This window comes from Candidatus Limnocylindrales bacterium (genome assembly GCA_035571835.1).
Classification (GTDB): Bacteria; Desulfobacterota; Binatia; order UBA1149; family CAITLU01; genus DATNBU01.
Window position 1 is genome coordinate 20542 of sequence record DATNBU010000032.1, and the last position, 22664, is coordinate 43205.

Here is a 22664-nt window from a genome sequence, read left to right on the forward strand (position 1 = left end):
CCGGCGGACCCGGTTGTCGCTCGAACCGCCGCTGCGCCGGCCGTCCCTTCGCCGGCCGCGCCGCCGGACCGGCTCACGGCGATGCTGCCGGCGTTCGCGCTGGTCGTCGTCGCGGTCTTTGCGATCCGCCGCCTCGACGACTTCGACACGTGGTGGCACCTCGCGTCCGGACGCTGGATCGTCCAGCATCACGCCATCCCGCACACCGACGTCCTTTCGTTCACGGTTCCGCAGAACGAATGGATCAACCTGCAGTGGCTTTACGACGTGCTGCTTTACGGCATGTGGAGTCTCGGCGGGGCAAGCGGCCTCGTGCTGCTGTCGGCGGCCTGCTTCATTGCCACGTTCGCGCTGCTGGCGCGCCACATTGCGCGCTACACCGGTCCGATCGCGACGACTCTTCTGCTGTGCTGGGTCGCCACCACCGTCAACGAGCGCTTCCTGATCCGCCCGGAGATGGCGACGTTTCCGCTGCTCGCGGCGGTCCAGCTCGTGCTTGCCGAAGGTCGCGAGCGGCCGTCGCGGCTTCGCTGGCTCGTGCCGCTGATGGTGCTGTGGGCGAACATGCACTCGCTGTTCATCCTCGGCGCCGGCGCGATCCTGTGTGCGATGGCCGGCGCGCTCGCCGCCGAGCTGCCGCTGATGCCGCCCGGCTGGCGCCGCGACAGCGCATGGCCCGCTGCCGCGCGCCGCGAGCTGTTCGTGTGGGGCGGCGTCGCGCTCGCCGCGACGCTCGTCAATCCGTATTTCCTGCGGGCTCTGACGTTTCCGTTCGAGCTGATCTCGCGCATCGACGGATCGAACGGCATCTACCAGGTCATCGGCGAATTCCGTCCTCCATTCTCCGGATACTTCCTGACGTTCGCGCTCGGGTCGTACCAGGCGTTCGTCTATACCGCGGCCGCTCTTGCCGTCGTTGCCGGCGCGATGCGGGCGTTCGCAGGACCGCCGTCACGCGGCGACCGCACACCGCCGCTGCCGGGCGAACGCGCCGGGTTCGACGTCGCCGTCGTGGTTTTCGCAATCGCGCTGGGATGGCTCTCGCTGCTGGCGCGCAGGAACATCGGCGTATTCGCGGTCGGAGCCGTGCCGTTCGTGGCGGCCGCGTTCGCAATCATCCAGTCGAAGCTGCCCTCTGTGAGCCTGCGCTCGCAGGCTGCGAGTCGCGCGGCGACGGCCGCAGCGGTTGCCGGCATGCTCGCGATCTGCGCGCTCGTGATGACCAACCGCTGGTATGCGTCGACCGGGGAGACGCACGAGTTCGGTCTGGGAATCCTCGAGTCGAACTTCCAGCCGCGTGCCACCGAGTTCTTCCGCGAGACCAGGCTGCCGGGCCCGATGTACAACGACATGACGGCGGGCGGATATCTGACGTGGGACGACCCGACGGGAAAAGGCGTCTACGTCGACGGCCGTCTCGAAGTCTACGACACGCCGTTTTTCAGCGCGTACCTTTCGAACATGGCCAACATTGACGCCTGGACGAAAGACGCCGATGCACGCGGGATCCAGAGCGTGATGCTCTTCCACCGCTGGGGAAACCGCCAGTCGCTGCTTCGCGCGCTGACGTCGACCCGTCACTGGATGCTCGTGTACTACGATGACACCGTTGCGACGCTGGTTCGGGCCGATGCCAACGAGGATGTCGTCGCCGCCGCACGCACGGCGTTCTCGTCGACCTGGCGACCGAGGACCGAAGCGACGCTGTCGGGCCCCGAGATGACGTATTCGTGGCAGTGGAGCATCGCGCGCTATACGGGACAGCTTGCTTACGCGCGCCTGCTGGAGACGATCGGCGATCGCCGCAGCGCGCTCGAATGGTTCGAAAAGGCGATTGCGACCGGCATGCCCGTCGACTTCGAAGTCGACGCGCGCCACAGCGCCGCACAGCTCCTTGCGGCGTCCGGGCAGCTCGCACAGGCGCGCATGCATCTCGTAAGGGCCAACGAGCTCGATCCCTCCAACGAGTCCACGCGCGCGATGCTGACCAAGCTCGATGCCATCGCCCACTGACAGGACGACGCCGGCCTTCTCGAGGCCGGTGCTGGTGACCGGCGCCGCCGGGTTTGTCGGCGCGAACCTTGTGCGGCACTACGCGGCGCGCGGCGCGCGAGTGGTTGCGGCCGGCCACGACGATTCTCCGGCATGGCGGCTCGAGGCCGTGCCGGAAAACGTCGAGAAGACCCACGTCGACGTGTGCTCGGCGGGCGAGGTCCGCCACCTTCTCGAAGAAGTCGCGCCGGAGGTGATCCTGCACTGCGCCGCATTCGGAGCGTATCCCGGCCAGACCGATGCGGAGCGGATTCATCACGTCAACTATGACGGCGTCCGCTACATGCTCGAGGAAGCGCGCCGGCTCGACGGGCTGCGTGCGTTCGTGCAGATGGGCACGTCGTCGGAATACGGCGCTAACTGCTCCGCACCGACGGAAGACGCACCGACGGCGCCCGACAGCGATTACGCGGTATCAAAGGTGGCCGCGACGGCGCTGGTCCGGTTTCATGCGCTCAAGCACGGACTGCCGGCGTGGGTGCTTCGGCTGTACTCCATCTATGGTCCGTTCGAGGACGTCTCGCGCCTGGTCCCGCGTCTGATCGAAGAAGCCCGGCGCGGACGACTGCCGGCGCTGGTCGATCCGGGCATTTCGCGCGACTATCTGTACATGGGCGACGTCTGCGACGCGTGCGATGCGGTCATCGAGCGCGCCGGCAGCGGTCTCGCGCCCGGCGAGATCTTCAACATCGGCAGCGGGCGCAAGACTACGCTGGAGGAGATCGTCGCGATCGTGCGCGGGCTGTTCGGGGTGAGTGTCGAGCCGCAGTGGGGCTCGATGCCCAACCGCCGATGGGATCACTCCGACTGGTACGCGAATCCGGCCAAAGCGGACGAGCTGCTCGGCTGGAAGGCGACGACGGCGCTCGAGAACGGACTGCGTGCGACCTCCGAATGGATGGACCGCGAGCGGACGCTGCTCGAGCTCGCGCATCGGCACAGCGTCGAACAGGCACCTGCATGACGCCGCCGCCGCCGGAATCTCCTGCCGCCTTTCCGATCTCGCGCGGTTCGCTCGCCGGACTATCTGCAGATGCGATCGCGGTGCGGCGCCTGTTTCTGACGATGCACCACGGCGCGCGCGCCGGGCACATCGGCACGGGCCTTTCGTGCATCGATCTGCTGCTGTTCCTGTACAGGCGACATCTGGCCGTGGGCGACGTGTTCGTGCTCAGCAAAGGGCACGGAGTCTCTGCGCTTTACGCGACCCTGCGTCATATCGGCCGTCTCTCCGGTGAAGAGCTGGCGACGTATTACAAGGATGGAACGGTGCTCGCCGCGCATCCCGTGGCGGGCGCGCTCGGGGAGATTCCGGCAGCCACCGGCTCGCTCGGACACGGCCTCCCGATGGCCTGCGGGGTGGCTCTTGCGCATCGCACGCAGCACCAGTCGCGCACGCGATGCGTCTGCCTGCTGTCCGACGGCGACTGCAACGAAGGATCCACCTGGGAGGCGGCCGCGTTCGCGTCCCATCATCACCTCGGCAACCTGACCGTCGTCGTCGACCGCAACGATCTGCAGGGATTCGGTGCGACCCGCGACGTGCTCGACATGGAACCGTTCGCCGACAAGTGGCGCGCGTTCGGCTTCGACGTGCGAACCATAGACGGCCACGATTTTGCCCAGATGGACGCCGCGATGACTCGAGCAACCGATTCGGTTGCGCCGCTGTGCGTGATCGCGCAGACGAGGAAAGGCTGCGGGATCTCGTTCATGGAGAACCGTCTCGAGTGGCACTACCTGCCGATGAGCGACGAGCAGTTCCGCCTCGCTCTTGCCGAGCTCGACGAAGCCGAACGCCGGCTGCCGAACGCCGATGCGAGCTCCGGGAGCGCGCAGTGAGAGTCGCGTTCACCGAGGCCGTCGATTCGATACTGGTGCGCGATGCGCGCGCGATGTTTTTTTCCGGCGATCTCGGCTTCCAGGCGTTCGAAGGCCTGGCCGCGCACCTCGGGCCGCGCTTCATCAATGCCGGCGTTGCGGAGCAGAACATGATCGGCGTCGCCGCCGGCGTGGCGCTGACCGGGATTCCGGTCTGGGTGTATTCGATCGCACCGTTCGCGACGCTGCGCTGCCTCGAGCAGATCCGCAACGACGTCTGCCTGCACGACCTCCCGGTGCGCATCGTCGGCAACGGCGGCGGTTACACCTACGGGATCATGGGCTCGACGCATCATGCGCTCGAGGACCTGGCCGTGCTCAAGGCGCTGCCGAACATGCAGCTGTTCTTCCCGTGCTCGAACAATCACGTGGCAGCCGCTGTCGAGACGATGCACGGCCTCGGCGGGCCGTCGTATCTGCGCCTGGCGATCTCCGGTTTCCCGAGCGATGCGCCGCCACTTTCGGAGAACTCGCAGACCCTGACGCGCGTATATCGCCGCCGTACCGCCGCCGGAGGAGTGACGATCATCGGCGCGGGCCACGGCGTGCAGATCGCGCTGTCGGCGCTCGCGCTCGGCCTCGACGCCGTCAACGCCGACATCTTCGGGATTGCGCGTTTCCCGCTGCGCATGGATCTCGAAGAGGATCTGGTGCGCAGTGTTTCGGAAACCGGCCGCGTGCTCTTCATCGAGGAGCACTACGCCGCGGGCGGCATCGGCGAGTCCATGCGGCTTGCTCTCGGCGCCCGCGCCCGCGAGTTCGTCCTCCTCGCGGCGGAATATTCGCGCGACCAGAAATACGGATCGGCGGCGTTTCACCTGCGCCAGTGCGGAATGACTCCCGAGCGCGTTGCGGAGCTCGCCGCCGTGCTCGCGAGCGGCTCGGGAGCCGTTGCATGACGAGCCCCGAACAGAGGGAGGCGCTGCTCGAAGCCCGCTGGTGCACGCTGTGCGGGCCCGGCGCTGCAAAGAAAGAGCTTTATCCGGCCAGGTTCGCCGACGGGGATCTGAGCGCTCCGGTCTTTTCCGCGCGGCGCTCGCCGGACGGTTGCCACTTCCGCCTCGTCGAATGTGCCGGCTGCGGCATGATCTTCTCCGATCCGGCGTGTCCGCCGGAGACGCTCGGCGAGCTGTATGCTGCAAGCGATGTCACCTACGGCCCGCAGGAACAGCAGATCTACGACTCGTACGCACCGATTCTCGACCGCGCGGCGTCGCGACTTGCGCGGCGCGGGGCGTTCGTCGAGATCGGCGGCGGATCCGGTTTCATGCTGAAGTATGCCGCACCGGCCGGCTTTTCGTCTGCGCTCGAGATCGAACCGAGCGCCGACGCCGAACGGCGCTTCGTGGCGCCGTCGCCGCACGCCCGCTTCGTGCGCAGCATGATGACGGACGCGCTGCTGCCCGAATCGTCGGCGAGCCTGATATGCTTCTTCCAGATGCTCGACCACCTGCCGGACCCTCTGGCGTTCCTCAAGGCCGTCTGGCGTGCACTCGAACCCGGCGGTGTCGCGGTCTGCGTCACGCACGATACGTCGGGGCTCGCGACGCGCCTGCTCGGAGAATCGAGCCCGATCTTCGACATCGAGCACACGTACCTGTTCAACCACGACAACCTTTCGCGGCTGTTCTCGGCGGCCGGCTTCGATCGCATCGAAACCTTTGCCGTGGCCAACGACTATTCGATCCGTTACTGGCTCGGGCTCGCGCCGCTGCCGGCAGCGCCGAAGGGCGCGCTCCTGCGCACGCTCGAGCTTGCCGGAGTCGCCGACCGGCGGCTGCGCCTGAGGCTCGGCAACGTCGGCGCCATCGCCCGCAAACCACAACATGACTGAACCTTTCAAGCTGAGCGCGATCATCGCGTGTTACCGCGACGAGCAGGCAATCCCGGTGATGGCCGAGCGGCTCGAGGCCACGTTCGCGAAGATCGGCTGCGACTACGAGATCATCTTCGTCAACGACGGCAGTCCCGACGATTCGCAGGCGGTCCTCGAGCGCCTCGCTTCCGCCAACCATCGCATCAAGGTGATCACGCACAGTCGCAACTTCGGCTCGCAGAATGCGTTCACGAGCGGCATGGCACGGGCGACCGGCGATGCGTGCGTGCTGCTCGACGGCGACCTGCAGGATCCGCCCGAGCTGATCGAAGACTTCGCACGAAAGTGGCGCGAAGGCTTCGACGTCGTCTACGGCGTCCGCACGCAGCGCGAAATGGCCTGGAGGAACGAGGTTCTCTACAAGGCGTTCTACCGGCTTTTCCAGCGCGTTGCGTACATCCGCGTGCCGGCCGATGCCGGCGACTTTTCGCTGATCGACCGCCGGGTGATGAACATCCTGAACGACCTTCCCGAGCGCGACCGGTTCCTGCGCGGGCTGCGGGCATGGACCGGCTTCCGCCAGACCGGCATTCCGTACCTGCGTCCGGAGCGCATGTTCGGCCGCTCGACGAACAACTTGCTGGCGAATCTTCGCTGGGCGCGAAAAGGCATCTTCTCGTTCTCCTATCTCCCGCTCGAGCTGATCTCGTACGCCGCTGCGCTCGTCGCCGTCCTGTCGGCCGTGGCGATCGTGCTGCAGATCATCGGACGGATTCTCGACCCGACGGTTCCTCGCGGCGTCAGCACGATCATCGTCGTGTGCCTGTTCCTCGGCGCGATCCAGCTGATCAGTCTTGCGTTCATCGCCGAGTATCTGGGCCGCGTGTTCGAGGAGGTCAAAGGCCGCCCGCGCTACATCGTGGCGCGCACGCTCAATCTGGAAGACGGCGCGGGCGATGCACCGGGCTCGCGCGGCGCCGGTGATGCGCGGGTGCCGGCGAAGTGACGGCCGAAAAGCGACGTCGACGCGTGCCGAAGGCCGCTACTGCGCCCGCCAGGGAACAGGCCGCGCCAGTTGCTGCGCCGCCGCCGCCACGGCCGCGCGCGTCGATCCTTCACGTCGTGGCCGGGCTCGCGCTGATGGCCGTGTTCGCCGTGCAGGCCATCGTGGCCTCGCACCGCGATTCGGTGACGATCGACGAGTTTGCGCATCTGCCGGTCGGGCTGAACGCGCTGCTGCACGCCGACTTCCGCGTCGATCCGGTCAACGCGCATCTCGCCCGCATGTTCATTGCGCTTCCGCTGCTCGCCGATCCGCCGGCGTTCTCGCCCGAGCCCGGCATGAACGTGAACCAGCTCGGCTACCAGTTCATGGAGCTCAACGGGAAACGCTACCAGGAAATTTACGAGAAAGTCCGGCCGATGGTCGTGCTGCTCGCACTCTTCGCGGCGACCGTCATGGCGAAGTGGGCATACGACCTGTACGGCAGCCATGCGGCACTGGCCGCTGTCGGACTGTTCGCGTTCTCGCCGTCGCTGCTCGCGCACGGACACCTCGTCACCGTCGACGTTGCGGGCACGCTCGGGTTCCTGCTCGCTCTGTATGCGAACTGGAAGTTCCTCGAGACTCCGACGGTGCGGCGGGCGGTATGGCTCGGCGTTGCCGCCGGCGGCGCGAACCTCTTCAAGCTGTCGGGCGCAGTGCTCCTGATGATGATCGTTCCGACGTGGATCATCCGCATGACGCTCGCCCGTTACGCTCGCCTTCCGGCGCGCGAGTGGGCCAGGCTGATTGCCGTGGTCGGCGCCGTCGCGCTCGTGACGCTCAACGCGGGATATGCGTTCGACGGCACGTTTGGCCTGCTGCGCGATGCGACGCTCACGCCGGGTGGAAGGCTTGCGCGCGTCGCGGCCGCGATGCCGTGGCTGAGGCTTCCGCTGCCTCGTCCGTTTCTCGACGGGATCGACGTCGTGCTCGAGGTCGGCAAGGGCCATGACCCGTCGTATTTCCTGGCAGGAGAGCTGTCGGCGGACGGATGGTGGTACTATCACCTGGCTGCATTCTCGGCGAAGTGCCCGCTGCCGGTGCTCGCGGCGATCGTCTTCGCGATGGTCGCGTGGCTCGTCGGCCGCGGCCGCAGCCGGAGCGATTACGCGGTGTTCGTTCCGGTGATCGTGCTGTTCGCGGCCAACTCGGCGTTCAACTCGCTACAGATCGGAGAGCGTCACGTGCTGCCGGCGTATCCGCTGCTTTTCATCGGCGTCTCGCCGTGGCTCGCGTCGGCGCTGGCGAGCATGCCATGGCGCGCATCGCGCGATGTCCGCGATGCGGCAGCCGCCGAAACGCCGCCGCCAAAACGAGATTCGACGACGCGAGATCCTGCCGCAGCCGGACCGGCTGCAATGATGCGAGCGTGGCTGCCGTTCGCAGCTGCGGCGGGTGTTTTCGTCTGGACGATCTGGGGCACGATCGCGGTCGCGCCGCGATATCTTCAGTTCTTCAATGAAGCTGCCGGCGGACCCGAGCGCGGGCACCGCGTACTGATCGATTCGAACATCGACTGGGGCCAGGACCTGATCCGCCTGCGCGAGTACATGGACGAGAAGCATCTCGATCGCATCTCGCTCGCATACTTCGGCCGCGTCGATCCGCAGATCTACGGCATCCGCTTCAGTCCGCTCGAGCGCGGCATCTCGCACGGCCCGACCGCGATCTCGGCGTCGTTCCTGATGGGCCGGCCGTACTTCTGGATCCTTGGCGGCCGCATGCGCTGGGTGCCGTCGAGGACCTACGAGTGGCTGCAGGCTTACAAGCCGGTCGCGCGCGTCGGCTCGATGTTCGTGTTCGATCTTCCGTAACTTCAGTCGCCGAGCTGGTCGACCTCGAGCCCGAGCGTGCGCGCGACTTCCTCGCGATAGCGCCGCTGGATCTCGAGCGTGACCGGTCCGGGACGGCCGCTCGCGATCTTGCGGCGGCCGACTCGGACCACCGGAAGAACTTCGATCGCCGATCCGGTGATGAAGATTTCGTCGGCGCCCGCCAGATCCTCGACCGTGAAGCGCTCTTCCTTCGCTTTGGCGATTTTTTTTGCGATGCGGAGAACCTTGCTGCGCGTGACGCCGGGCAGCAGCCCGGCGGAAACGGGTGCCGTGCGCACCACGCCGCCACGGACGATGAAGACGTTGCTGGTCGTGCCTTCGAGCACGACGCTGCCGTGGCCGTTCATGCTGCCGTCGGTATGATAGATCGCCTCGTAGCAACCATGCTTGCGCGCTTCGGCGCGCGCCAGGATCGCCGGAAGGTAATTCAGCGACTTCACCTGGCGCTGGCGCTCGCAGACACCGGACCCGATGCTGAACGGATACACGGCGACTCCGTTCGCCTTCACCTCGCCGAGCTTCGGCTCGAGCGGCCGGTAGAGCATCAGCGTCGTCGGCTCGGCGGTGTCCTCGACGAGAAGGCTGACGGGGCCGTGGCCGCGCGTGATCGTCATGCGCACCGCGCCGTCGCTCTTCAGCATGCCGTTGAGACGTGCAAGCTCGGTGCAGCGCTTCTCCCATGGCTCGGAGGCGTCGAACGGGATGCCGATTTTTTTTGCGCTGCCCGCCATGCGCTCCAGGTGAGCGGCGAGCCCGTACGGCCGGCCTCGATACGTGCGCCACGTCTCGAACAGTCCTTCCCCGAATAGAAATCCCCGGTCGAGAGGTGAGATCCTCGCTTTCGCCACATCCACGAACTTTCCGTTCAACCAGCAACTCGCCTTCACGATCGTTCTCCTGCCCTGCGCAGCGCCGGTCTTCCGGTGGCTGGCGGTTCGAATTCTGACGCGGTTCCGTCGCCCGCCGGGGATGCGTTCGTGCCGACGGCTTCCTGCTTGGCAGCTGTAAGCGTCCGTGCCGCGCCGCGGGCGGCAACGAGCGCGGCAAGCTTGACCTCGGTCTCGACCCACTCCCGATCGGGATCCGAATCGGCAACGATGCCGCCGCCAGTCGAATAGACGAGCCGGTCTCCGCTGGCGACCGCGGTACGGATCGCGATCGACAGCTCGAGCTGGTCGCCGCCGTTGAAACAGCCGATCGCGCCGGTGTAGGGCCCCCGTTCTGCTGCTTCGACCTCGCGCAGGATTTCCATCGCACGGATCTTCGGTGCGCCGGTGATTGATCCGCCAGGGAACGTCGCGCGCAACAGCGACGCAAGGCCGGTATCGGGACGCAGCTTTGCGTGCACATCGGTAACCATGTGATGCACGGTAGCGTACGATTCGACATTTGCGAGATGGTTCACCTGAACAGAGCCCGTGCGCGCGACGCGGCCGAGATCATTTCGTTCGAGGTCGACGATCATCAGGTGTTCGGCCAACTCTTTCGGGTCCGATTGCAGGTCGTTTCGTGCAGACGCGTCATCGGCCGTGTTGTTGTGTCGTGGCCGCGTTCCTTTGATCGGCCGGGTCTCGACGTCGTCACCGCGTCGCGAAAGAAAGCATTCGGGGGAGTTCGACAGCAGCGCGAAGCCGCCGTAATCGAGAAACGCTCCCCAAGGCACCGGCTGCACTGCGCGCAGCGCGCCGTACGTCTGCGCTGCCGATCCGGCGAACGGAAACACCGCACGGCGCGAAAGATTCGCCTGATAGACTTCTCCCGCGGAGATCGCGCTGCGGATGCGATCGAAGCCGCGCCTGTAGTCGTCCCTCGTCGTTGCCGTCCATGCCGCGCTGACGACATCGGCGGGAAACGGCGGGCCGGCCGCGTCGACGGCCGGAGGCGTGACAGCGAACCGCACGTGCGCCGCCGACAGGGTACGCGGGTCCCACGCATCGAATTCATCGTAGACAGACAGCACCGCAAGCGGGAGTCCCGAGGGGGCCTGGACGCGCTTGGCCATCGCGATCGCTGCGTGCCTGGGATGTCGTTCGGTCCATTCGCCGAGCTCGTATGCAAGATATCCGACGACTCGCGGCAGAACGTTTTGTGCAAGCCACGCGGGACCGGCGACGGCGTCGCTACGATTCTGCTCGACGAATCCGGCGATGCAGTCGACCGGATCACGCGCATCCGCACGCCATGAACCGCTGCGCCAGACGCGCGCTCTGCCGTCCCGTTCGATGACGAGCTGCTCGCGCGGCCGGCTGCCGGCGAACGACAGTCGACTGCCCACGGCCCGATCCAGGAAGAATGGAAACGGGCGGGACTCGTGCGCGGCAAAAACATGCCACGGCGCTGGCGCCGTCGAGGACATCGCCGCTTCCTATCAGGGCATCGCCCTGCGCGCGATGCGCGGCGGCAGACGGCGCGCGATGCGTGGCCCGTTGGACGGCGCGCGATGCGCGGGCCCGTTGGACGGCGCGCGATGCGCGCCTTAGGCTCCCGGCGTGGACGCGCACGTACGGTTGCTTCAGCAGGTGGCGGCTTCGACGGTGACCGTCGCGGCCGAGATTCCGCAGTCGCATCCGTCGGCAGCCGTTCTCGGCACGTCACGCGCTGGAACCGGTGCGGTCGTCGACATCGACGGCACGATCGTGACCGTCAACTATGTGGTGCTCGGCGCCAATCGCGTCGCCGTGACCGATGTCGACGGAAAACGGCTTGCCGCGCGGGTGATCGCGCAGGATTTCGCGTCCGGCCTTGCGGTGCTCGGGGTGTCCGGTGCGGCGCTGGCGCCGGTCCGCCGCGGCAGCTCGCTCGACGTGAGCCCGGGCCAGGACGTCTTTCTGGTCTCGAGCGTCGGCGCCACCGAACGCCGCAGCGCGAGCGGCTTCGTGGTTTCCGACGATCCGTTCGATGCGTACTGGGAGTACTTCCTGCCGCGAGCGCTGTGGCTGAGCGCGATCAATCCCGGGCTTGGCGGCGCGCCGCTGTGCGATTCGCGAGGCCGCTTCGTCGGTGTGATCTCGCTAAATCTGGGCGCGATCGGCCGCGCAACGCTCGCGATCCCGTCCGAGAATTACTACGACCACGCCGAAGAGCTGCTGCGCGACGGCAAGCGCACGACGCGTCCGACACGGGCGTGGGTCGGCATGTTCTGCTACGCGTTGCCCGATCGTACCGTTGTCGCGGGCCTGATTCCGGGCGCGCCGGGAGAACGCAGCGGCCTTGCCGTAGGCGACATCCTCGTCCGCATCGACGAAGAACCGATCACCGGACGCCTGCAGCTGTACGAGGCGATCTGGCGCCGCAAGCCGGGCGACGTGATCGATCTCAAAGTGCTGCGCGAAGGGCACATCGAGAGCGTGGTCGTCACCAGCGGCGATGCGGAAGAATTCTTCTCGGTCTGATCAGAGATCGCCCGTCCCGACGGCTTCGTCGACGATCGGTTCGTCCATGGGATGGCCCGCCGGGTAACCCGCAGAATCCTCGGGCAGCTCCTTCGGTCCGGTCAGGAACACCATCAATCCGATCAGGGAGATCGCCGACGCAGTCAGGAACATCGTCGGGTAGCCGTGGGTTTCGACGAGCGTGCCGAACAGGAATGCGCAGCCGGAAATGCCGAGGCTGTACGAGCCGCTGAACAGGCTCTGGGTACGCCCGATGTTGTTCGGATTGCTCCAGTCGGCAATCCACGCGTTCATGGTCGGATAGAGCATGCCGTGCCCCATGCCGAAGATCGCACCGATCGAGACGATCATGGGCATCGTGCGCACCACCGACAGCAGCGCGACGGCCACCGTGAGCGCAATCATCGCCGGCACCAGCACCGTGCGGCGTCCGACGCGATCCGACACGCGTCCGAGCGCGGCCCGGACGGTGACCGCGGCAAGACTCCACGCCGTGAAGAACGGGCCGACGTGCCCGATCTCGAATTGCGTGACCAGCAGCGGCACGAACGTCTGCGTCGCGCCGAATCCGACTCCGTAACAGAGCATGGCGAACGTCGCCGTTGCGACGGCGTGACGGGCTGCCTGTGGATCGATCTCGACATTGCGGGCGCGAGCCACGAACTCGGGCGGGCGCGGGACGAAGCACGACAGCACGAATGCCGATGCACCGAGCACCGCACCGACGCCGAACATCGTCTGGAAACCGTAGCGAAGGATGATCTGCTCGCCGATGATCGGGCTGATCGCATGCGTGAGAATCGTCGAGATTCCGAACCACCCGATCGCTTCGGCGCGCCGGTCGATCGGTGCGAACAGCACGGCGAGCGTCTGCGCGCCGGTGAACGCGCTGGTGAACGCGATGCCCTGGATCACGCGCGCGACGTACAAGGGCGGGCCGATCTCGTCGATGAACAGGAACGCGATCGAGCACAGGGTTCCGACACCGATTCCCGTGATCATGAAGCGCCTTCGTCCGAAGCGGTCGAGCAGGTAGCCGATCCACGGCAGCGCGGCGAGGCCGGCGAATCCGTTGATTGCACCGACACGGCCGGCAAGCTCGGGGCCGCCGCCTTTGGCGTGCACCCACAGCGGCATCAGGAAAAAGAACGCGAGGTTCAGGAAGGACAGAAAATTTGCCGCCGACACGATGAAGAATGCGCGCGGAATCGGCGTGCGGCCAGGCATCGTGCGTGTCTATCGAGGGCTCCGGCAACTGGCAATGCGATCGGAGCGCGGCGCGAGCGCCGTTGCGTGTGCTCGCAACGCGATGGCGTGCAGCGACGCGCCTGTACGCCGGTGCACGCTCGAGCCGGTTGAATTGCGCCGCCCGCCGGGCGATGCTGGCCGCTCTTCATGTACGAAACATTCTTCGGGCTCACGGACCTTCCGTTCCGCCTTACGCCCGATCCCAGATACCTGTTCATGAGCGCGAAGCATCGCGAGGCCTTCGCGCATCTCGTCTACGGGATTCGCGAGGGCAGCGGATTCGTCGCGATCACCGGCGAGGTCGGCGCGGGCAAGACGACGCTCATCCGCGCCCTGCTTGCCGAGCACGCCCAGGACGTCACCGTTGCTTCCATCGTCAACCCGGTGCTCACGTCGACCGAGCTGCTGCAGACGATCAACGCCGAGCTCGGCATCCCGTCGCGCAGCACCAGCCGCAAGGAACTGATCGAGGAGCTCGCGGCCTTCCTCAAGAGCAACAATGCAGCCGGCAAGCGAACGGTCATCATCGTCGACGAGGCGCAGAACCTCGACCCGGTCGTGCTCGAGCAGCTCCGCCTGCTGACCAACCTCGAAACCGAGACCGAAAAGCTGCTGCAGGTGGTGCTGGTCGGCCAGCCCGAGCTGCACGGCATCCTGCAGCGGCACGACCTGCGCCAGCTCAACCAGCGCGTGACCGAGAGATGGCATCTCGACAAGCTCGACCGCGACGAAGCCATGGAATACGTGCGCCACCGGTTGCGCATCGCCGGCGCCCACACCGATCTCGTCGAGCCCAGAGCGCTCGAGCAGATCTACCGCTTCACCGACGGTGTGCCGCGCCTTCTCAACATTCTCAGCCATCGCGCGATGCTCGTGGCGTTTACGCGAAGCCGCGGCCGTGTCGGTGTCGAAGAGGTGCGCGGCGCGGCGCGCGAGCTCGGGTATGCGCCGCAGGTCGCGCCGCCACGACGTCCGGCGTGGGGACGCATCGTTGCAGGAATCGCGGCGGCCGGCGCCGCTGCGGCGGTTGCGTTTCTGCTTCTGTCACCGGTTTCGGGCGACAGCCCGCAGGCCGCCTCGGCGGTCGCGCGCAGCGAGCGCGCGCCGAAAGCGCGCGCCGCTTCGCCGGCATCGCGTCCAGCCGAACGCGCGCCTGCCGAGCCGGCTGCGGTTTCTTCGGGGGCTCCAGCGATCGAAGCGCCGGGCGCAGCGCCTGCCGCAGTGCCCGCGCCTGCTCGAACGGCTGAGACGGTTCCAGCGGTGGCACCGTCTGCCGCACCGGCCATCGCCGCTGTGGAACCAACGGCTTCTGCGCCGGCGCCGGCTGCAACTCCGACGCCGGACCAGGATGCGGCGACGCTCAAATCGCTCGCGAATGGATCGGTGTTCGATGCGGCGGTCGCCGACTATTCACGACTGCTCCAGCTGTGGGGCGCCCAACCGGTCGCGACCTCCGATCTCGCGAGCGGATCGCTCAACCTGCAGTCGATCGCCGAATCGCGCGGCCTTCGTTACTTCGCGGTCGAGGTCAACGAAGCCCTGTTGTCGCTGCTCGATCTTCCGGCCATCGTCGAGATGAAGATCGGAGACGCCGGCGAAGTTCGCTACGTGCTTCTGCGCAAGCTCGATCATGCGGCGAACGTCGTGCGTCTCGGCAGCGGTCTTGCGATGGGAGTGCCGGGTTTCGTCCAGGCATGGAATGGCAAGGCGCACATCGTCTTCAAGGATCCCGAAGCGCTGCATTATGATCTTGCACCGGGCGGCGGCGGCCCGGCGGTTCGCAAGCTGCAGACGATGCTCGCTGCCGCGGGACTCCTCGATGCGGCACCGACCGGCACGTACGACGATCTCACGGAGAACGCCGTGCGTCGTTTCCAGGAAGCGCACCACGTTACGATCGACGGTGTCGCCGGCCCGATCACGCAGGTCCTGCTTTACAACTCGCTAGGGCGCTTCGAGAGGCCTACACTCACGGCGCCCTCCGACCTCGAGGCCGGACGCGCACAGTAGTGAGGGCGCGAGCCCGAACATGCAGAAGTCAGGGCGCGAGCCCGAAGATGCAGAAGTGAGGGCGTGAGCCCGAACATGCACCAGAAAGGAAGCACGTGAGCAGCATACTCGACGCCGTCACCAGGGACGCTTCGCGCTCGGGCGCGATCCCCGGAACGCCCGCCTCGCCCGGCAGGCAGCCGTCGTCCGGTGGCGCCGGTCCGGGACGTTTTCGTTCGGCGCTGCTCGTGGTGGTCTTCGGCGTCGTGGCCGGTGCGCTGGCGGCGCGTCAGTTCGGCGGCGGCGGCGAGCCGCCGGCCGATGACATGCTGACCGAAAAATCGACGGGCCGCGTGGCGAGCGAAACCAAGGCCGACGTCGGGCGCGCTGCCAAGGCCGGCGGCAAAGGCCGGGCCGCCAAAGAACCTGCCGGCGATGCCCCGGCCATTGCGAAGGACGACAACGGACCGAAGCCGGGCAAGGGCAAGGGCCGGGACGAGGAAGCGCACGCGCGCGCCCTCGCGATCGAGAAGAAGAAAGAGGAGCTCGCCGCCAAGCTTGCGTCCAAGCCGCCGCCTCCTCCTGCGCCGCTCGTGATCCCGGCCCCCTTGTCGACGTCGAAAACCGAACCGGCACCGGGCGCCCCGCCGATGCCCGGTGAATCTGCTCCGCCAGCTGCGACGGTGCCCGCGGGATCTGCTGCGCCCGCTCCGATCGTCGTCGCGACGGCCGGCGCACCGAGTCCCGAGGCCGCAAAGCCGGCTGCACCGCCGGAACCGTCCGCAGCGGAAGGTTCAACGGTCGTTGCCGTGGTGCCGTCGCCATCACCGGCACCCGCTTCGCCGACCGTCGTTGCGGCCGTCCCACCGGCTCCGCCCGCGGGCCCGGCGCCCACACCGATTGCAGCGCCTTCCGCGACTGCCACGGAAACCGTCGTGGTCGCCCCTTCCCCGGTGCCATCGCCTGCACCGGCGACTGAGCCGCCTGCTCCAACTGCGGCGGCGGGCGCTCCCAACGTTGCGGCGCCTCCTGCGGTCGTCGTTGCACGAGCCGCGCCTGCGGTTCCTCCGACGACGGCAATCACGACGTCGCCGAACCCGCCCGTCCATGAGGCGGCGCCGGCTACGCAAGTCGGAGGGCCGGGCGCGCCCCCAGCGGTAGTCGCCGGTTCACCACCGGCGGTCGTTACGGGTTCAACGGCTACTCCTGGTGCGGAGCCGCCGCCCGCGGCGGTCGACGCAGCAGCGCCACCGCCGCCGGATGTCGTTCTCGACTCGCCTCCGTCCGGCGCGCCGGAAGTCTCGATCATGTTCGTCGCATGGTCGCGCACGCCGGCCAGTCGCATCGCGTCGATGCGAGTCGGGGCCGGCGCGATCAACGTGGTGCACGAAGGCGAGTACGTCGAGGGGCTGCAGGTTTCGGCGATTCATCCCGAAGCCGTCGACTTCCAGTGGACCGGCCAGCATTTTCGCGTCCCCGTCCGCCCGTTCTGAAAAACAGATCTACTGCACGTAACCGAGGCTGCGCAGCGTCCGTTCGCTTTCGCGGCGTCGTCCGCGATGCGCGTGTGCCGTCGGCGCCGGCCTCACGGCGTTCATGGTTCGCAACCACTGTTCGAGCTCTCCCGTCAGACGCTGGCGCTGCTGCTCGAGACGCTCGTCCCGCGGTTGCACACGATCTGCTGCCGCGGGCGCGAGATTGGTGAGCTCGAGCGGATCGGCGGAGCGGTCGTAAAACTCCCACGCGACGGCCGATTTCGACGGAATGCGAACGAGCTTGAGCGGGCCCGAAACAGCCATGGTGGAGCGCCCGTCGAAGCCGGGAAGCTCGAGCCGCGCGTACGGCGTTCCGCGGCTGCGCGTCGTCGTGGCCGCAGCGAAAACCGTGCGCCCGGCCGGAAACGAATCGAAGACATCCGAGCCGTCGAACGATTCGCTGCAGCCGAGCGATGCGAGCCGGCACAGGGTCGGCGCAACGTCGATCAGCGAAACGTTCTCGCTGCGCACCGAGGCATCGATGCCGGGACCGCGCATCGCAAGCGCAACGCGAACGAGCTCGTCGTAGACCGTATAGTCGTGCGCGAAGAACAGCCCGTGCTCGCCGAGCGCTTCGCCGTGATCCGACATCACGACGACGATCGTGTCGCGCGTGCGCCCGAGCCGTTCGAGCTCGCCCAGAAGCCGGCCGACTTCATGGTCGACGTAGCGGACTTCGCCATCGTAGAGGCGCCGCGCATTTTCGATTTCGCCTGCCGAATAGCCCTGGCCCGCGTAGAGGTGGCGCAGATCGCGATCCTTCGCGCGAAAGTCGTCCATGATCCGGTTTTGCGGCTCGGCGCCGGCCGCGTCGGCGAACGGCTGCGGCGGCTCGTACGGCATGTGCGGGTCGAAGTAGTGCACCCAGACGAAGAAGCGCTCATCGCTGCGCTCGGACAGCACACGGATCGCTTCGTCGGTTACTGCGGTGGCGGAAATGTCCGCCGTCCCTTTCCCGGGAGCGTAGACGCGCGCGTAGGTTGAGAATCCGCGTTCGAATCCCGTGCCTTCGCGGACGAGCCAGGGGTTCGCGACGATTGCTGCGGTCACAAGGCCGGCGCGCTGCGCGGCCTCGGCGAGCGTCTGGCCTCTCCAGGGTGAAAGCGTCGTTCCCGGCTCGTGCTGCGCGACGCCGCACCGGTCGGGATAGACCCCGGTGAATGTCGCGGCCATGGCCGGCATCGTAAACGGCGCCGGGGTAGTTGCGTTCCGGAAGATCGCCGCCCCTGTCGCCCACTGATCGATCCGCGGCGTCGAGCCGGCGGCACTTCCACCCGGTCGATTGCCTGTCCCGACGCGGTCGGCGCGAAGGGTATCGATCGCGATCAGGAGGATCGACGGGCTTCGGCCGGCATCGCATCCGCCGGACGCGAGAACTGCCATGAATGTCAGCAAAGCCGCCCGCAAGAATCCGCAGACGGCCGGCATAAGCCGGTCAGACCCCCCGATAGGGTGGTAATACCGAGCCGGACGCAGGCGCGTCAAAAGTCGGGAAATCAGGTCGCGGATCGACCCCAAGTACAGAATTTTACAGGGTGTTACCACAGCTTACCGAATCCCGGCCGGAGCCCGGCAGCCCTCTTTTCTTGACTGCCCGGACGTGCATGCGTACGGTCCCGCCTCGTCCGCGGTCCGGGTGCGTCGAACATTCCGGGCGCTTTCTCGATCCGACGAACACAATTCGAATGCTGGTCGAGTCCGGTCGTCCCCCGGACTCCTGAAACGTGCGCTTCGCCGCACCCCGTTGGATTTCGTGAAAGCAGCAAAGCACGCCACCGCCTCTCATCCCGCTTCCGACAAGGACATGACTGCCGCCGACAAGGCCGTGGTCCAGCTCATCGAGCTCGGCCGCGAGCAGGGGTATGTCACCTACGCCGACATCAACCGCCTGTTTCCGCCCGAGGACTCGTCGCCGGAAGATCTCAAGACCATCATCAACCTGCTGACCGAGAACGACGTCGAGATCCTGCAGGGGGCGGCCGAGGAAGAAGAGGCCGAGGTCGAAACCGCGGAAGAGGTGGACCCCGACACATTCTTCTCCGATGACGACGACTGGGTCCTCGATACCACCGACGAGGACCAGGACCAGAAGGAGCCCGAGCCCGAGCCGACGCCTGCACTGCAGACCAAGGTTGCCGCCCCGGGCCGTGACTACAGCGCCGACAGCACCGACCCGGTGCGCATGTACCTGCAGGAGATGGGCAGCGTTCCGCTGCTGTCGCGCGAGCAGGAAGTCACGATCGCAAAGGAAATCGAGAGCGGCCTGCACGAGGTGCGCGACTGCGTCTACGGCCTGCCGATCGCATCGCTCTACGTGCTCGGGCTTGCCGACATGCTCAAGAACGGCGAGATCGAGCCGCGCGACATCTTCGGCGACGACACCGACGAAGAGCGCGCCACGCCGGAGCGCGATGAAAAGCGCCTGAAGGCATTCCTCCACGACATCACGACGCTGCGGCGCCTGTACAAGAATTACGAACAGTACGTTCCGTCGCGCCTGTCGCCGGCTCCCACGCTGAAGACGCCGCGCAAGCCCACCGCCAAGGAAGAAAAGTTCGCCGGCGCGCGCGAGAAAGTCTCGCAGCAGCTCATCTCGATGAACCTCGGCGAGAAGCACGTCAACAACATCGTCGCCAAGCTCAAGGAAGCCCGCGAGAAGGCCCGCGACTACGAGCGCGTGATCCGTCGCGCGGAAAAACGCACCAAGCGCGACGCCAAGCAGATCCTCGAGGTCGTCCGCCAGGTCTCGACCGGCAACGCGAACGCCAAGCGGAAGGCCGCCGGCAACCTGCGCATGAGCGTGGACGCCGCGCAGGAGCTCGCCTCCGCCATCCGCGACTCGCGCCGCCACATCACGGAAATCGAAAAAGCCGTGCACATGGCGTTCGAGGACCTCGATTACTTCCTGCGCGTGATCCGCCGCGGCGAGGATCGCGCGATGCTCGGCAAGAAGGCGCTGATCGAGGCCAACCTCCGCCTCGTCGTCTCGATCGCCAAGCGCTACACGAACCGCGGTCTCGGTTTCCTCGACCTCATCCAGGAAGGGAACATCGGTCTCATGCGCGCGGTCGACAAATTCGAGTACCAGCGCGGGTACAAGTTCTCGACGTATGCCACGTGGTGGATCCGGCAGTCGGTCAGCCGTGCCATCGCCGACCAGGCGCGCACGATCCGCATCCCGGTCCACATGATCGAGACGATCAACAAGGTTCTGCGCACGTCGCGCTACCTCGTCCAGCAGCTCGGCCGCGAACCTACGCCGGACGAAATTGCCGGCCAGATGGAAATGCCGGCCGACAAGATCCGCAAGGTCCTCAAGATCGTCAAGGAACCGGTGTCGCTCGAGACGCCGATCGGCGACGACGAGGAAAGCTCGCTCGGAGATTTCGTCGAGGACCGCCAGTCGGTTTCCCCGTCGGATGCCGCGGTTGCGCTCAGCCTCGAGGAGCAGACGCGCAAGGTGCTCGCCACTCTTACGCCACGCGAGGAGCAGATTCTCCGCATGCGCTTCGGGATCGGCGAGCGCACCGACTATACGCTCGAAGAGGTAGGGCAGAAGTTCGCGGTCACCCGCGAGCGCATCCGACAGATCGAGGCCAAGGCGCTCCGCAAACTCCGTAACCCGCAAAGGGCCCGTACACTGGAGAACTTCGGCTGAGACTGTAAGCTCCGCCGCAGGATGAAAGACGATCGAGCCGCGATGCGGCGCCGGCCACAGCGGGCTACCGACAAACCCGCCCGTCTGCCGCAACCGACCGGCCAGCGCGCTCCGCTTCCCGCGGAGCCAAGCCTGGCCGAGGCGGACGCCGAAGCTGCCCGCGAAGTCTCGGAAATTGCCGCCGCCGCATCGTCTCCCGAAACTGCCCGATCCCAGGGCGCAAACTTCCGTCGCGGGGCGGCGATCGCTGTCGGCCTGCTCGTAGTTGCCTACACGGCGATGGGACAGTTCGCCGGCCACGGCCAGATCGCGCAGGCGTGGGACCGGCTCGAGTGGCATTTCCTTACTCTTCCTCTTCTCGCGACGCTGCTCAGCTACGTGACGATGTCGCTCTCGTACGAGGGCATCGTACGCGCGGCCGGTGCGAACATCGGCTCGCGCGACATGATGCGCATTACGCTCGTCGCAAACACCGCCAACTACATCTTCCCGAGCGGCGGCCTTACCGGGTTTGCGCTTCGACTGGTGTTTTTCACCAAGCGCGGAATTTCGCCCGGCACGTCGGTCGCGATCTCGTTCACGCAGACGCTGCTGACCAACCTGATGCTCGTGCTGTTCGTCGTCTACGGCCTCGTCAGCCTGCTTGTCACCGGCCGGATCGAAGGCGCGAGCCTGGTCGCTGCCGCGCTGGCGACAGGTCTCCTCGTTGCGGGCTTCGGGCTGCTGCTGGTGATGATCTATTCGACGCCGATAAGGAGCCGGGTGCTCGCGTTCGGTGCGCACGCGGCCGACTCGTTTCTCGACCGCGTCGTCAAGCGGCCGCATCTCGGCAAGCGTGCGCGGCGCTTCTTCGTGCACATCGAAGAGGGAATGGCGCTGTTCGCCGGACGGCCCGGCGAGATGGTGCTGCCGAGCATCTGGATCTTCTTCGACTGGCTTTTCATGATGGGTGCGCTGTGGCTCGCGTTCCAGGCAACCGGTGCGCCGGTCAGCTTCAGCCTGATTGCGATTGCGTTCTCGGTCTCCAGCGTAGCGTCGTTCGTCACGTTCGTGCCGGCCGGAGCTGGTGTGCTCGAAGGGGCGCTGGCGGGAACGCTCGCCGGCCTCGGCGTACCGGTCGGTGATTCGCTGCTTCCGATCTTCCTCTACCGCTTCTGCTACTTCATCGTTCCGACGCTGATCGCGTTCACGCTCGCGCACGGAGCGTTCACAGGCGAGAAGCCGGCCGAGGAAGTTCTGTGACGGCTGCTGCCGTTGGTCTCGACATCGGCGGACAGTTCGTCAAAGGCGTGCTGGTATCGGCCGAAGGCGCGGTGCTGGCCACGGATCGCGTGCCGACCGGGCCGGAAACGTCTATGGAGTCGCTTTCCGCCTCTCTGGCAGGTCTTCGCGACAAGCTGGTTGGCGATACCGCAGCTGCTCGAGGCCTCGCGGTCGGAGTCGGCATCGCCGGCGTAATCGGCCGCGACGGAACGCTGCACGGCGGTCCGCATCTTCCGCTGCTCGTCGGCTCGCGCATAGCCGAAGAGCTTTCGAGGCGAATGAACGCGAACGTTGCCGTGCACAACGATGCCGATTGCGCGGCCATGGCCGAAGGCTGGCACGAAGGCGCAGCCGCCGGCCGCGACGATTTCCTGATGATCGCAATCGGCACGGGCGTCGGCTCGGGCCTCGTGCTCGGCGGCCGGCTGCGTGCAGGCATGAGCGGTTACGGATGCGAGCTCGGCCACATGACGATCGTCTACAACGGCCGGCGTTGCGGGTGCGGCAACCTCGGCTGCCTCGAGGCCTACATCTCGGAGACCGCCGCGCTCCATTTCGCCGAGGAAGCGTCGGCATCGCTGCGCGCCGCAGTCGCCGGCCGGCGCGCGACGGTCGGCGGAGGCGCGGCGCAGGCGCTGTTCGAGCTTGGCGCCGGCGGCAACGAGGAAGCCGAAGCGCTGGCCGGCGCAATGGTCGAAGTGCTCGGCGCGGCGATCGGGTCGGCCGTGAACGTGCTCGACCTTACGACCATCGTGCTCGGCGGAGGCATCGCGCCCGGCGTGCTCGCGCGCGCCGGGCGCCTCGCACGAGCGGCCGATTCCACATTGTTCGCGAGGCCCGTCGCGAATCTCGAAATCGTCGCGGCCGCGCGCGGTCCGCTCGCGGGCGCCATCGGCGCGGCACGGCTCGGCATCATGCATGCCGGGGACCGGGCGTTGAGCGTGTGATAC

17 protein-coding genes are annotated in these 22664 nt (G+C 66.9%); 13 read left to right on the forward strand and 4 right to left on the reverse strand.

The annotated features are described in order from the left end of the window. Positions 1-81: 81 nt before the first annotated feature. Genes VN634_14435 through VN634_14465 form a run of 7 tightly spaced genes read left to right on the forward strand, consistent with a single transcriptional unit; the run spans position 82 to position 8608 of the window. The gene (locus VN634_14435) at positions 82-2013 is read left to right on the forward strand and encodes a hypothetical protein (protein ID HXC52080.1); all 1932 of its coding nucleotides are present in this window, start codon (positions 82-84) and stop codon (positions 2011-2013) included. Then, positions 1997-3016 carry an NAD-dependent epimerase/dehydratase family protein gene (locus VN634_14440; GenBank protein ID HXC52081.1) on the forward strand — a complete coding sequence of 340 codons (1020 nt, stop codon included), beginning with the start codon at positions 1997-1999 and terminating at the stop codon, positions 3014-3016. The genes VN634_14435 and VN634_14440 overlap by 17 nt, the downstream gene beginning before the upstream one ends. After that, positions 3013-3894, forward strand: a complete 882-nt coding sequence (locus tag VN634_14445) for a transketolase (protein HXC52082.1) — start codon at positions 3013-3015, stop codon at positions 3892-3894. Before VN634_14440 ends, VN634_14445 begins: the two co-directional genes overlap by 4 nt. After that, positions 3891-4832: a hypothetical protein gene (locus VN634_14450; GenBank protein ID HXC52083.1), complete on the forward strand. Its 942-nt coding sequence runs from the start codon at positions 3891-3893 to the stop codon at positions 4830-4832. Before VN634_14445 ends, VN634_14450 begins: the two co-directional genes overlap by 4 nt. Further along, on the forward strand, positions 4829-5767 hold the full coding sequence (locus VN634_14455) for a class I SAM-dependent methyltransferase (GenBank protein ID HXC52084.1): 939 nt from the start codon (positions 4829-4831) through the stop codon (positions 5765-5767). Before VN634_14450 ends, VN634_14455 begins: the two co-directional genes overlap by 4 nt. Next, positions 5760-6755, forward strand: a complete 996-nt coding sequence (locus VN634_14460; protein ID HXC52085.1) for a glycosyltransferase family 2 protein — start codon at positions 5760-5762, stop codon at positions 6753-6755. The genes VN634_14455 and VN634_14460 overlap by 8 nt, the downstream gene beginning before the upstream one ends. Before the next feature lie 23 nt (positions 6756-6778). Next, positions 6779-8608 (forward strand): glycosyltransferase family 39 protein, encoded by a 1830-nt coding sequence (locus VN634_14465; GenBank protein ID HXC52086.1) that lies wholly within the window; start codon positions 6779-6781, stop codon positions 8606-8608. 2 nt (positions 8609-8610) lie between these two features. On the opposite strand, the gene VN634_14470 is transcribed toward VN634_14465, so the two are convergent. Beyond that, positions 8611-9483, reverse strand: coding sequence for an aminotransferase class IV (locus VN634_14470; protein HXC52087.1), 873 nt, complete (start codon positions 9481-9483; stop codon positions 8611-8613). Between the two features lie 29 nt (positions 9484-9512). Further along, on the reverse strand, positions 9513-10904 hold the full coding sequence (gene pabB / locus VN634_14475; GenBank protein ID HXC52088.1) for an aminodeoxychorismate synthase component I: 1392 nt from the start codon (positions 10902-10904) through the stop codon (positions 9513-9515). A gap of 214 nt (positions 10905-11118) precedes the next feature. Between pabB and VN634_14480 the strand changes: the two genes are divergently transcribed. Then, complete coding sequence (locus VN634_14480) at positions 11119-12021, forward strand: S1C family serine protease (protein ID HXC52089.1); 903 nt, start codon at positions 11119-11121, stop codon at positions 12019-12021. Here the strand turns inward: VN634_14480 and VN634_14485 are convergent, their stop codons facing one another. Beyond that, positions 12022-13248 carry an MFS transporter gene (locus tag VN634_14485; protein HXC52090.1) on the reverse strand — a complete coding sequence of 409 codons (1227 nt, stop codon included), beginning with the start codon at positions 13246-13248 and terminating at the stop codon, positions 12022-12024. A gap of 168 nt (positions 13249-13416) precedes the next feature. On the opposite strand from VN634_14485, the gene VN634_14490 reads away from it, so the two are divergent. After that, on the forward strand, positions 13417-15279 hold the full coding sequence (locus VN634_14490) for an AAA family ATPase (GenBank protein ID HXC52091.1): 1863 nt from the start codon (positions 13417-13419) through the stop codon (positions 15277-15279). Positions 15280-15374: 95 nt separating this feature from the next. Then, the gene (locus tag VN634_14495; protein ID HXC52092.1) at positions 15375-16751 is read left to right on the forward strand and encodes a hypothetical protein; all 1377 of its coding nucleotides are present in this window, start codon (positions 15375-15377) and stop codon (positions 16749-16751) included. A 9-nt stretch (positions 16752-16760) separates the two neighbouring features. Here the strand turns inward: VN634_14495 and VN634_14500 are convergent, their stop codons facing one another. After that, positions 16761-18176 (reverse strand): sulfatase, encoded by a 1416-nt coding sequence (locus VN634_14500; protein HXC52093.1) that lies wholly within the window; start codon positions 18174-18176, stop codon positions 16761-16763. A 370-nt stretch (positions 18177-18546) separates the two neighbouring features. Between VN634_14500 and rpoD the strand changes: the two genes are divergently transcribed. From rpoD to VN634_14515, 3 genes are read left to right on the forward strand one after another with little or no spacing between them, the layout of a single operon-like run. Continuing rightward, a complete protein-coding gene (rpoD, locus tag VN634_14505) occupies positions 18547-20451 on the forward strand; it encodes an RNA polymerase sigma factor RpoD (protein ID HXC52094.1) in 1905 nt (634 codons plus the stop codon). A 21-nt stretch (positions 20452-20472) separates the two neighbouring features. Then, the gene (locus tag VN634_14510) at positions 20473-21693 is read left to right on the forward strand and encodes a lysylphosphatidylglycerol synthase transmembrane domain-containing protein (GenBank protein ID HXC52095.1); all 1221 of its coding nucleotides are present in this window, start codon (positions 20473-20475) and stop codon (positions 21691-21693) included. Further along, positions 21690-22661 carry an ROK family protein gene (locus VN634_14515; GenBank protein HXC52096.1) on the forward strand — a complete coding sequence of 324 codons (972 nt, stop codon included), beginning with the start codon at positions 21690-21692 and terminating at the stop codon, positions 22659-22661. Before VN634_14510 ends, VN634_14515 begins: the two co-directional genes overlap by 4 nt. Positions 22662-22664: the final 3 nt, after the last annotated feature.